This window comes from Streptomyces sp. NPDC059456, assembly GCF_042750055.1.
Taxonomy (GTDB): Bacteria; Actinomycetota; Actinomycetes; order Streptomycetales; family Streptomycetaceae; genus Streptomyces.
In genome coordinates, this window is sequence record NZ_JBHYVA010000834.1 from 1 (window position 1) to 3,310 (window position 3,310).

Consider the following 3,310-nt stretch of genomic DNA (forward strand, 5'->3'; position numbering starts at 1 on the left):
ATATCAACCCGCTCCCACCCAGATCTACACTCTGATCTTCCTCTGCCTCGTCACTTGGTCAGGGGCCCCGGACCGGCCGGTCGCACGGCCGCCCGGCCGGGCGTCAGGTGGTCAGCAGCAGCTTGCCCACGTGGGTGCTCGACTCCATGGTCCGGTGCGCCTCGGCCGCCTCCCGCATCGGGAGCGCGGCGTGCACGACCGGGCGGACCCGGCCCGCCGCCACCAGCGGCCACACGTGCTCCCGCACCGCCGCGACGATGGCCGCCTTCTCCTCCAGGGGCCGCGCCCGCAGCGAGGTAGCCGTGATGGCCGCCCGCTTCGCCAGCAGCGCGCCCAGGTTGAGTTCGGCCTTCACGCCGCCCTGGAGCCCGATCACCGCGAGCCGCCCGTTCACGGCCAGCGCGTCCACGTTCCGGGCCAGGTACTTGGCGCCCATGATGTCCAGGATCACGTCCGCTCCGGCGCCGCCCGTCGCGGCCCGCAGCTCCGCCACGAAGTCCTGTTCGCGGTAGTCGATCAGGATGTCCGCGCCCAGCTCCTTGCAGCGGGCCAGCTTCTGCGGACCGCCCGCGGTCACCGCCACCGTCGCGCCGGCCGCCTTGGCCAGCTGGATCGCCATCGTGCCGATGCCGCTGGAGCCGCCGTGCACCAGCACCGTCTCGCCGGGGCGCAGCGAGGCCACCATGAACACGTTGGACCACACGGTGCAGACCACCTCGGGCAGCGCGGCCGCCGCCACGAGGTCCACGCCGGCCGGGACCGGCAGCAGCTGGCCCACCGGGACGGCCACGCGCTCCGCGTACCCGCCGCCGGCGAGCAGGGCGCACACCTCGTCGCCCACCGCCCAGCCGGACACTCCCGGCCCGAGGGCGGCGATCCGCCCCGAGCACTCCAGGCCGGGGTGGCGGGAGGCGCCGGGCGGGGGATCGTAGAACCCCTGGCGCTGGAGGATGTCGGCGCGGTTGACGGCGCTCGCCGCGACGTCGACGAGGACTTCGCCCTCACCGGCCACCGGATCGGGTACCTCGGCCCAGACGAGGGCCTCGGGGCCGCCGGGCTCTTCGATGGTGATCGCATGCATGGCCCGGAGGGTACGCCACCACGTGCCGGCGGCCGGGCCCGGCCGGGCCGCCGGCTAGTCGGCGGGGCCCAGCGTCACCGGCGGGGACGAGGGCGGTGCCGCCCGCACGATGGTGATGAGACGGTCCGTCAGCTGGAGCGGGCTCGCGTGCGGGTCGTCGTACGCGAGCAGCCGGTGGCCCCTCAGCACGCTCACCACGAGGTCCTCGGTCTCCCGTACGCCCTTGCCGGCCTCGGCCTTGCGCACGGGCCGCTCGACCAGGTCCAGTCCGCTTCCCTGGTGGATCAGATCCTCCATCACCGTGCCCGCGCTGGGGCTCAGCACCGAGAGCCCCAGCAGCCGGCCCGCCGCGCTCGCGCTCGTGATGACCGCGTCGGCACCCGACTGGCGCAGCAGCGGGGCGTTCTCCTCCTCGCGGACCGCAGCGACGATCTTCGCGCCCCGGTTCATCTGCCGGGCCGTCAGCGTGACCAGTACGGCGGTGTCGTCGCGCTGCGTGGCGATGACGATCTGACGGGCCTTCTGGAGTTCGGCGCGGAGCAGGACGTCGGAGCGGGTGGCATCGCCGACCACGCCGGTGAAGCCCTCCGCGTTGGCCATGTCGATCACCTTGGCACTCGGGTCCACGATGACGACCTGTTCCTTCCGGAGGCCGGTGGTCAGCAGGGTCTGGAGGGCCGACCGGCCCTTGGTGCCGAAGCCGACGACGACCGTGTGCTCGCGCAAGTTCTTCCTCCAGCGGTTCAGCCGCCACTCTTCCCGGGTCTTCTCGGTCAGGACTTCCAGGGTGGTTCCGACCAGGATGATCAGGAACAGCACGCGCAGCGGGGTGATCAGCAGGATGTTGGTCAGCCGCGCGCTGTCGCTGTACGGGACGATGTCGCCGTAGCCGGTCGTCGACAGGGTCACCGTGGCGTAGTAGACGCAGTCCAGCAGGTCCACCTGCTCGTTGGCGTTGTCGTGGTAGCCGTCGCGGTCGAGCCATACGATCAGGACCGTCAGGAACAGCACGAACAGCGCCATCAGCAGGCGTTTGCCGACCTGCCGCAGGGGCTTCTCCACGACGCGCTTGGGCAGCTTGATGCGCCGTGAGACGAGTTTTTCGTCGGCGCCGCGGGCCATCGCGTCCTGGCCGTGCAGTTTCACGTGAAACATCCTCCGGAGACCCACGGCAGATCGAGGATCTCCAGGTCCTGCCTGTCGCGCGCGCCGTGCGGAGGTACGACGGCCAGCCCGTCGGCGGCGGCCACGCCCCGCAGCATCGCCGGACCGTTGTAGCGCAGCGGTACGGCGTGTTCGTCGGTCAGCAGGACCGGCACGAGCCGGGTGTCGTACGGGTGGCCCGGCACGTCGCCCTGGACCGGGACCGTGTAGCGGGGGCGCTGGCGGCGGCCGGCCAGGGTGCGCAGCAGCGGTTCGGCGAGGGTCAGCAGCCCGGAGACGGCGGCGAGCGGGTTGCCGGGCAGGCCGACGAGATGGCGGACGGCGTCCGAGCCGGGTGCGCCTGCGAGCCGGGCCAGCAGCATGGGGTGGCCGGGGCGTACGGCGACCCCGTCGACCAGCAGTTCGGCGCCGGCCTCGTGCAGCACGGGGTGGACGTGGTCGACGGGGCCGGAGGCGGTCCCGCCGGTGGTGAGGACCAGATCGGCGTCGGAGCCGGTGACGGCCTCCAGCAGGGCCCTGGCTCCGGCCGGGTCGTCGCCGAGCCGCCGGGTGGCGGTGACCTCGGCGCCGAGCCGGGTCAGCCACGGGCCGAGCATGGGGCTCAGGGCGTCACGGATCAGGCCGTCGTGCGGGCGGCCCTCGGTCAGCAGTTCGTCGCCGAGCACCAGGATCTCGACGCGGGGCCGGGGCCGGGTGGTGAGCTCGTCGTACCCGGCGGCCGCGGCGAGGCCCAGGACGGCGGGGGTGACGAGCGAGCCGGTGGGCAGCAGCAGGTCGCCGGAGCGGCACTCCTGGCCCCGCGCGCGGATGTCCTGGCCGGTGAGGACGGCCCGGTCGGCGTGGAGCTGGGTGCCGGACTCGCGGGAGTGCTCGCTGCGGATCACGGCGGTCGCGTCGGCGGGGATGCGGGCGCCGGTGGCGATCCGTACGGCCTCGCCGTCGGCCAGCGGCTCGGGGCGGTCGGAGCCGGCCAGCACCCCGCCGCCGGGGCGCACGGTCCAGGGGCCGGGCCCGGCGCGCGCGCCCCCGCCCAGATCGGGGGGGTGTGTGTGGTGCTGGGGCGGG

The 3,310-nt window shown here is 73.9% G+C and carries 3 protein-coding genes; all 3 read right to left on the bottom strand.

Annotated elements, in window-relative coordinates; genetic code table 11:
- Positions 1 to 103 precede the first annotated feature (103 nt).
- Positions 104 to 1,081, bottom strand: a complete 978-nt coding sequence (locus ACFXA3_RS39250; protein ID WP_385195649.1) for an NAD(P)H-quinone oxidoreductase — start codon at positions 1,079 to 1,081, stop codon at positions 104 to 106.
- A gap of 54 nt (positions 1,082 to 1,135) precedes the next feature.
- Positions 1,136 to 2,236 (bottom strand): potassium channel family protein, encoded by a 1,101-nt coding sequence (locus tag ACFXA3_RS39255; protein WP_385195652.1) that lies wholly within the window; start codon positions 2,234 to 2,236, stop codon positions 1,136 to 1,138.
- A partial coding sequence (locus ACFXA3_RS39260; protein WP_385195655.1) for a molybdopterin molybdotransferase MoeA occupies positions 2,224 to 3,310 on the bottom strand: 1,087 nt, incomplete at its 5' end. The genes ACFXA3_RS39255 and ACFXA3_RS39260, both read right to left, overlap by 13 nt.

Excerpts from the sequence above, each read along its gene's own strand:
- ACFXA3_RS39250 (WP_385195649.1), bottom strand. The coding sequence starts at position 1,081 with ATGCATGCGATCACCATCGAAGAGCCCGGCGGCCCCGAGGCCCTCGTC.
- ACFXA3_RS39255 (WP_385195652.1), bottom strand. The coding sequence starts at position 2,236 with ATGTTTCACGTGAAACTGCACGGCCAGGACGCGATGGCCCGCGGCGCC.